Consider the following 7512-nt stretch of genomic DNA (forward strand, 5'->3'; position numbering starts at 1 on the left):
CGCCTGCCGGCTCGCACCGCCCTCGACGACGGCCACCTGCACCGCGTGGGTGCGCGTGGCGTCCCGGACCGCGGTGGTCACCTGGTCCAGGGCAGCCGCCGGTGCGGTGACCACGAGGCGCTCCAGCTCGCCGGTGGCGGCCAGTGCCGCTGCCGCCCGACCCACCAGGGGGACGCCGCCGAGCTCCACGAGGGCCTTCGGCACGTCCATGCCGAGCCTGCTGCCGCTGCCCGCGGCGGTCAGGACCGCGACCAGCGGAGGCCGGGCCCCGCGCACCACCTGCGTCAGGAGGCCAGCACCTCGTCGAGGATGGCCTCGGCCTTCTCCTCCTCGGTGTGCTCGGCCAGCGCGAGCTCGGAGACGAGGATCTGGCGGGCCTTGGCCAGCATGCGCTTCTCGCCGGCGGACAGCCCGCGGTCGGCGTCACGGCGGGACAGGTCGCGGACGACCTCGGCCACCTTGATGACGTCGCCGGAGGCGAGCTTCTCGAGGTTCGCCTTGTAGCGGCGCGACCAGTTGGTCGGCTCTTCGGTGTACGGCGCACGCAGCACGTCGAAGACCTTCTCCAGGCCCTCGGCCCCGACGACGTCGCGGACGCCCACCAGGTCGACGTTCTCGGCCGGGACCTCGATGGTCAGGTCACCCTGGGCCACCTTGAGCTTGAGGTACGTCTTGTCCTCACCCCGGATGGTCCTGGTCTTGATCTCCTCGATCAGCGCTGCCCCGTGATGCGGGTAGACAACGGTCTCGCCTACGGTGAAGGTCATGTGGAGGAGTCCCCTTTCGCGGAGGACCACCTTACCACGGCAGCCCCGCGCGCCCCGAGGTCGCCCGTCACCGTTTGCCCTGGTCAGCCGCCCCCAGGTCACCGCATGTCTGTGGACCCACTAGGCTGGCGCCCGTCCGAGCGGCCTGGGTGGGTGCCTGCCCGCGGCCGCGACGCACCAGCACAGCACCGCCCTCCTCGACGCGACCCAGGAGCTCCACGTGGCCAGCCGGACGACCGCACCCAGCACCACCGACGCCCGCGCACGAGCCGCCCGCAGGCTGCTCGCCGGCCCGGTCGCCGCCGCCCTCGCCCTCGGGCTCGGAGCCTGCTCGGTGACCAACCCGATCTCCACGGCCGCCGAGTACGACGGGTCCGACGGCGTGCGCGCCGCGTTCGACGGGCTGCGCGCCACCAACCTCATCGTCCTCACCGAGGCCGAGGGCGCGCCCGGCACGCTGATCGGCGCGCTGTCCAACCCCGGTTCCGAGGCGCACAGCGTGACGGTGAACGTCGGCGGCGCCGCCGAGGAGTCCTTCGACCTCGCCGCCGGCCAGACCGTCCTGATCGGTCCGAACCGCGAGGACACCCTGGACGTCACGCAGATGCCGGTGGCGCCCGGTACCAACATCGAAATCCGCTTCACCACCGGTAGCGCGGGATCCACCACCGTGCTGGTGCCGGTGCTCGACGGGACGTTCCCCGAGTACACGGCGCTGGTCCCGGACGCCGACGTGCCGGAGGCCGAGACCCCCGGCGGTGAGGACGCCGACGGGGGCGAGGACCCGGAGCCCGCCGTCGGGACGCCCGGGGACACCGACGGCGACGACCGCGGTGTGGACGTCGAGGACGGGGACACCCCCGCCACCGACGACTGACGGGGACGACCGAACCGGCACGACACCCGGCCCTGGGCCGGGTCGGTCGGCGCCCTCAGCCGGGCCGGACGGCCGGGCTCAGCCGAACCGGCCGGAGATGTAGTCCTCCGTCGCCTGGACCGACGGCGTGGAGAAGATGGTGCGGGTGTCGTCCATCTCGATGAGCCTGCCCGGCTTGCCGGTGCCGGCGATGTTGAAGAACGCCGTGCGGTCGCTCACCCGGGCCGCCTGCTGCATGTTGTGCGTGACGATCACGATCGTGTAGTCGCTGCGCAGCTCGGCGATCAGGTCCTCGATCGCGAGGGTCGAAATCGGGTCCAGGGCCGACGCGGGCTCGTCCATCAGCAGGATCTGGGGCTTGACCGCGATCGCGCGCGCGATGCACAGACGCTGCTGCTGACCACCCGACAGCGAGGAGCCGGGCCGGTTCAACCGGTCCTTGACCTCGTTCCACAGGTTCGCGCCCTGCAACGACCTCTCGACCAGGTCCGCGGCGTCCTGCTTGGAGATCCGGCGGTTGTTCAGGCGCACCCCGGCCAGGACGTTCTCAGCGATCGACATGGTGGGGAACGGGTTCGGCCGCTGGAACACCATGCCGATCTGCCGCCGGACGGCCACCGCATCCACGTCCGGGCCGTACAGGTCGACCCCGTCCATCGCCACGGTGCCCTCGACCCGACCACCGGGCACGACCTCGTGCATGCGGTTCAGGGTCCGCAGCAAGGTGGACTTGCCGCAGCCCGACGGGCCGATGAACGCGGTCACCGACCTGGGCTCGATGGCCATCGAGACATCCGCGACGGCCAGGAACGAGCCGTAGTAGACGTTCAGGTCCTTGATGTCGATGCGCTGTGCCACGGTGCGTCTACCTCTCAGTGCCCGGCCTTGGGGGCGAAGTACTTGGCGATGAGTCGTGCCGCGAGGTTCAGGAGCATGACGATCGCGATGAGCGCGAGCGCGGCGCCCCAGGCGCGGTCGAAGTTGATGGTGGCGATGCAGTCCACGGCGTCCGGCGCGCACGGCACCAGACCCTGGGAGTACTGCCGGAAGACGTAGACCGGCAGGGTCATCATCCGGCCCTCGAACAGGTTCGTGTTGATGGAGTCGACCACCCCGGCCACGATCAGGAGCGGGGCGGTCTCACCGATCACGCGCGCCACCGCCAGCATCACACCGGTGACGATGCCCGCGATGGAGGTCCGCAGGACCACCTTGATGATGGTGAGCCACTTGGGCACGCCCAGGGCGTAGGAGGCCTCGCGCAGCTCGTTGGGCACCAGTCGCAGCATCTCCTCGCAGGAGCGCACCACGACCGGGATCATGAGCACCGACAGCGCGACCGACCCGACGGCCCCCAGACGCACGCCGGGACCGAGGATCAGCGCGAACAGGGAGTAGGCGAACAACCCGGCGACGATCGAGGGGATGCCGGTCATGACGTCGACGAAGAACGTCACCGCCCGCGCCAGGGGGCCGCGCCCGTACTCCACCAGGTACACGGCCGTCAGGACCCCGATGGGCACCGAGATCAACGCGGCGAAGCCCGTGATCAGCAGGGTGCCGACGATCGCGTGGTAGATGCCGCCGGCATCCAGCCCGCCGAACACCCCGCGCATCGAGACCGTCAGGAAGTACGGGCTCATGCGGTCCATGCCGTTGGCGACCACGGTCCACACGACCGAGACCAGCGGGATCAGCGCGACGAGGAACGCGCTGGAGATCACCACCGTCATGAGCCGGTCGGTCAGACGGCGCCTGGGGTCGGCCCGGGTCAGCAGGTCGCGGGTCGAGGGACGCACGGCGGTGCGGTCGGTCGCCATGTCAGTTCGCTCCCGAGAATTCCTTGCGGCGGGCGACGACCCACCGCGCGGCCATGTTCACGACCAGGGTGATGACGAACAGCGCCAGGCCGGTCGCGATCAGCGCGCTCACACCCAGCGGGTTCGCCTCGGCGAACTGGTTGGCGATGTTCGCCGCGATCGTCTGGTGCTCACCGGCCTGCAGCAGCGCGAACGAGTAGCTGAAGCCGGGCGACAGGATCATCAGGACGGCCATGGTCTCGCCCAGCGCGCGCCCGAGGCCCAGCATCGCGGCGCTGATCACGCCGGACCGGCCGAACGGCAGGACCGCCATGCGGATCATCTCCCAGCGCGTGGCGCCCAGGGCCAGGGCCGCCTCCTCGTGCAGGCGCGGCGTCTGCAGGAACACCTCGCGGGACACCGCGGTGATGATCGGCAGGATCATCACCGCCAGCACCACGCCCACCGTCATCAGGACCCGGGGCGGGGTGCTGGCCGGGCCCGCGAACAACGGGATGAACCCGAGGTTGTCGGCCAGCCAGTGCCACGCCGGCTCCAGCCGGGGCGCGAGCCACAGCCCGCCCCACAGGCCGTAGATGACCGACGGGATCGCCGCGAGCAGGTCGACGACGTAACCGAGGCCGGAGGCCAGTCGGCGGGGTGCGTAGTGGGAGATGAACAGCGCGATTCCGATCGCGACCGGCACCGCCATCGCCAAGGCCAGCAGCGCTGCCAGCAGGGTGCCGAACACCAGGGGGCCGATGTACTGCAGCAGCGTGGTCCCCTCGGGGATCCAGCTGATCGCGTCCGCGAGCTCGTCCGCGGGGGTGGTCATCGCCGGCCACGCCCGGATCACGAGGAACACCGCGACCGCCGCCAGCGTGAGCAGGATCAGCGCACCGGCGCCGGTCGCCAGCACCGCGAACGCGCGGCCGGCCACGTCCCGGCCGGGTCGTCCCGCGCCGAGGCCTGCCCGCGCCGACGCGGGTGCGTCGGCCGTCCGTTGCTCGGAGGTGCTCACATCGTGCTCCTGGGTGTGGCGTCACCCGGGCCGTGGCCGGGCCGGGTCTGTGGTGGTCGGTGCGGGTCGGCTCAGGTGATCGACTCGACGACCTCCATCACCTGGGCCCGCAGGGCGTCGCCCAGGGGGGCGGCGCCGGCGGCGGTGGCGGCCGTCTGCTGGCCGTGCTCGCTGGCGACGTAGGTGAGGAACGCGCGGACCATCTCGGCGTTCTGCGGGTCGCGGTACACCGCGCACGCCAACGAGTAGGAGATCAGCACGATGGGGTACACACCGGCCTCGGTGGTGTCCCGCTGGAGCTCGACCACCAGGCTGCCCTCGGGCCGGTCCTCGACCAGGGGCGAGGCGTCCACGACGGCGGCGGCCGCCTCGGGCGAGTACGCCACCGGCTCACCGCCGACCAGCACCGACACGGTGCCCAGGGTGCCCACGCGGGAGGCGTCGGAGTAGCCGATCGTCCCGGTGCCGTCCATCACCGTCTGCACCACCCCGGAGTTGCCCTGGGCCGACTGCGCCCCGGACAACGGCCACACCCCCGTCGGGTCGTGCGGCCAGTCCTCCCCCGCGGCCTCGTGGAGGTACTCCACGAAGTTCTCGGTGGTGCCCGACTCGTCGGACCGGTGCACCGGGGTGATCGCCATGTCAGGCAGGTCCACACCGGGGTTCTCGGCCGCGATCTCCGGGTCGTCCCAGCGGGTGATCCGGGTGTCGAACACCCGGGCGATCGTCGACGCCGACATCGCCAGGTTCTCGACCCCCGGCACGTTGAACACCACGGCGATCGGCGAGATGTACAACGGCAGCTCGGCGACCTGGCCGCCGCACCGCTCGGCCGCGGCCTCGAGCTCGTCGGCGTCCAGCGGTGCGTCCGTCCCCGCGAACGCCACCCCACCCTCGATGAACTGGGTGCGCCCGCCGCCCGAGCCCACGGGGTCGTAGGCGACCGACGCGCGCGCGTTCAGGCCCTGGAACCCCGCGATCCAGGCGTTCATCGCAGCCTCCTGCGACGTGGCGCCCGCGCCGGCGATCTGGCCCTGGAGGTCCTCGCTGACGATCCCCCCGAGGTCCACCTCCAGAGGACCGCCCGGGCGCCGCGGGTCACCCAAGGGGTCGTCCGACCCGCAGGCCCCCAGGAGCAGGGAGGCCGCCACGACACCTGTCAGCGCAGTCGTGCCACGCCGTGCCCGCGCCTCGCGCACCTGGTCCCCTCCGGGTCGTCAGTCCGCGTCCGGTCCGCGGCCGTTCACCAGAGTAGGGCCCTGGGCGCCACCAGCAATTCACCAGGTGAACACGAGGTGAACGCAGGATGAAAGTCTGCGGCAGCGCTGCTCAGCGGTCCTCCGGGTCCTCCAGCTTGTAGCCCAGTCCGCGCACCGTCAGGACCCGGGACGGGGACGACGGGTCGGGCTCCACCTTCGCCCGGATGCGTTTGACGTGCACGTCCAGGGTCTTGGTGTCGCCCACGTAGTCCGACCCCCACACCCGGTCGATGAGCTGACCACGGGTCAGCACCCGGCCCGCGTTGCGCATGAGGAGCTCGAGCAGCTCGAACTCCTTGAGCGGGAACGCCGTGACCACGCCGTCAACCTCGACCACGTGCCGGTCGACGTCCACCCGCAGGCCACCGACCTCGATCACACCGTCGTCCGCCTCACGCTGGGCGGCCTCACCCCGGCGACGCAGCACCGCCCGCACCCGCGCGATGAGCTCACGGGAGGAGTACGGCTTGGTGACGTAGTCGTCCGCCCCCAGCTCCAGGCCCACGACCTTGTCGATCTCGCCGTCCTTGGCCGTCAGCATGATCACCGGCACGTCACCCCGGCGACGCAGCTCACGGCACACCTCCGTGCCGCTCATGCCCGGCAGCATCAGGTCCAGCAGCACCAGGTCGGCCCCGCCCTGGTCGTACTCGGTCAGGGCGTCGGGGCCGGTAGCCGCCTCCGCCACGTCGTACCCCTCCTTGCGCAGCAGGTACGACAGCGGGTCGCGGTAGGACTCCTCGTCCTCGACCACCAGGATGCGCGTCATCGTGATGACTTCCTCGCTTCTTCTCTCGTCGGTGCACCGCCGGTCGCCTCGGGCGCCAGCGGAAGCCGGATGGTGAAGGTGGAACCGTGTCCCGGACGGGACCACACGGTCACCTCGCCGCCGTGGTCGGCGGCCACGTGCTTGACGATGCTCAGCCCCAGACCCGTGCCACCGGTGTCGCGGGAGCGGGCCGGGTCCACCCGGAAGAACCGCTCGAACAACCGGGACTGGACCTCCACCGGGATCCCGATGCCCTGGTCGACCACCGCGACCTCGACCAGGCCCTCCTCGGGGCGCAGGGTGGTTCCCACCGCGACCCGCGTCCCCTTGTCGGAGTAGGCGACCGCGTTGTCCAGCAGGTTGCGCACCGCCGTGACCAGCAGGTCCCGGTTGCCCAGGACGGTGGCATCCAGGTCCGGGCCCGCCTCGAGGGTGATCTGCTTGCGGTGCGCCGCGGTCTGGGCCCGGTCCACGGCCTCCCGCACCACGTCGGTGACCCGCACCGGGGCCGCGTCCTGCAACGGGTCGGCCACCTGCAGCCGGGACAGCTCGATGATCTCGTGGACCAGCGCCGACAGCCTCTGGGACTCGGTCCGGATGCGTCCGGCGAACCGACGGACCGCCTCGGGGTCCTCCGCGGCGTCCTCCACGGTCTCGGCCAGCAACGACAGCGCACCGACCGGAGTCTTCAGCTCGTGGGACACGTTCACCACGAAGTCCCTGCGGATCTCCTCCACCCGTTGGGCCTCGGTGCGGTCCTCGGCCAGGACGAGCACGTGCCAGTGGCCCAGCGGCACGACCCGCACCTGCAGCACCACGGTGCCGCTGCCCACCGGCCCGCGCCGCAGCTCGAGCTCGGCGTCGTGCGGGCGGTCCTCGGCCGCGGCAGCGGCGACCATGTCCTCCAGGACGGGATGGGCCAGGCGCTCACCGCGGACGAGCCCGATGTTGCGCGCGTCCGCTCCCGCCCGCACGACCTTGCGGCCCGGCAGCCCCACCACGACCGTCGCCGACCGCAAC

General features: G+C 71.6%; 9 protein-coding genes. 1 reads left to right on the forward strand and 8 read right to left on the reverse strand.

Going from position 1 to position 7512, the window contains the following annotated elements:
* Both N869_RS11295 and N869_RS11300 read right to left on the reverse strand, forming a co-directional pair.
* Positions 1-276: 2-C-methyl-D-erythritol 4-phosphate cytidylyltransferase (locus tag N869_RS11295; RefSeq protein ID WP_232229707.1), on the reverse strand; the 276-nt coding region annotated here is incomplete at its 3' end.
* A gap of 8 nt (positions 277-284) precedes the next feature.
* A complete protein-coding gene (locus N869_RS11300; RefSeq protein WP_035061706.1) occupies positions 285-767 on the reverse strand; it encodes a CarD family transcriptional regulator in 483 nt (160 codons plus the stop codon).
* A 220-nt stretch (positions 768-987) separates the two neighbouring features.
* On the opposite strand from N869_RS11300, the gene N869_RS11305 reads away from it, so the two are divergent.
* Positions 988-1644: a hypothetical protein gene (locus N869_RS11305; RefSeq protein WP_052105455.1), complete on the forward strand. Its 657-nt coding sequence runs from the start codon at positions 988-990 to the stop codon at positions 1642-1644.
* A 78-nt stretch (positions 1645-1722) separates the two neighbouring features.
* Here the strand turns inward: N869_RS11305 and pstB are convergent, their stop codons facing one another.
* From pstB to N869_RS11335, 6 genes are all read right to left on the reverse strand, one after another.
* Positions 1723-2502, reverse strand: a complete 780-nt coding sequence (gene pstB / locus N869_RS11310; protein ID WP_035061709.1) for a phosphate ABC transporter ATP-binding protein PstB — start codon at positions 2500-2502, stop codon at positions 1723-1725.
* A 14-nt stretch (positions 2503-2516) separates the two neighbouring features.
* Positions 2517-3464: a phosphate ABC transporter permease PstA gene (gene pstA, locus N869_RS11315; RefSeq protein ID WP_035061712.1), complete on the reverse strand. Its 948-nt coding sequence runs from the start codon at positions 3462-3464 to the stop codon at positions 2517-2519.
* Between the two features lies 1 nt (position 3465).
* Positions 3466-4464, reverse strand: coding sequence for a phosphate ABC transporter permease subunit PstC (gene pstC, locus N869_RS11320; protein ID WP_035061715.1), 999 nt, complete (start codon positions 4462-4464; stop codon positions 3466-3468).
* A 71-nt stretch (positions 4465-4535) separates the two neighbouring features.
* Positions 4536-5615: a phosphate ABC transporter substrate-binding protein PstS gene (locus N869_RS11325; protein WP_232229708.1), complete on the reverse strand. Its 1080-nt coding sequence runs from the start codon at positions 5613-5615 to the stop codon at positions 4536-4538.
* Positions 5616-5793: 178 nt separating this feature from the next.
* Positions 5794-6492, reverse strand: coding sequence for a response regulator transcription factor (locus tag N869_RS11330; protein WP_035061717.1), 699 nt, complete (start codon positions 6490-6492; stop codon positions 5794-5796).
* The coding region (locus N869_RS11335) for a sensor histidine kinase (protein WP_084136995.1) at positions 6489-7512 on the reverse strand (1024 nt) is incomplete at its 5' end. The genes N869_RS11335 and N869_RS11330, both read right to left, overlap by 4 nt.

The organism is Cellulomonas bogoriensis 69B4 = DSM 16987, from assembly GCF_000767165.1.
Lineage (GTDB): Bacteria > Actinomycetota > Actinomycetes > Actinomycetales > Cellulomonadaceae > Actinotalea > Actinotalea bogoriensis.

Coding starts and splice junctions, on each gene's coding strand:
- N869_RS11300 (WP_035061706.1), bottom strand. CDS start 767: ATGACCTTCACCGTAGGCGAGACCGTTGTCTACCCGCATCACGGGGCA.
- pstA (WP_035061712.1), bottom strand. CDS start 3,464: ATGGCGACCGACCGCACCGCCGTGCGTCCCTCGACCCGCGACCTGCTG.
- N869_RS11330 (WP_035061717.1), bottom strand. CDS start 6,492: ATGACGCGCATCCTGGTGGTCGAGGACGAGGAGTCCTACCGCGACCCG.